Origin of the sequence: Nocardioides sp. CPCC 206348, from assembly GCF_048654705.1 — a bacterium.
Lineage (GTDB): Bacteria > Actinomycetota > Actinomycetes > Propionibacteriales > Nocardioidaceae > Nocardioides.
On sequence record NZ_JBMCZA010000239.1, the window covers coordinates 36,496 to 36,696 of the forward strand.

Annotated in this window: 1 protein-coding gene; it reads right to left on the minus strand. The window is 73.6% G+C overall.

What is annotated here, in order from left to right; genetic code table 11:
- Window positions 1-201 (minus strand): sodium:solute symporter family transporter (locus ACOADB_RS27425; protein WP_420281369.1); only part of this gene is annotated, 201 nt, incomplete at both ends.

The window sequence follows — 201 nt, forward strand, 5'->3', positions numbered from 1 at the left end:
GGCGCCGGAGCGGCGCAGGGGAGCGGCGACCAGGACGAGCAGGACGAGGTAGCCCGCGGTCCAGCCGACCGGGTACCAGAGCATCTCGGCGCCGCCGATCAGCAGCAGTCCGGCGATGCCGAGGAAGGACGCCGCCGAGAGGTACTCGCCGCCGATCGCCGAGGCGTTCAGTCGCGGCCGCACCGTGCGTGACGCCACGAA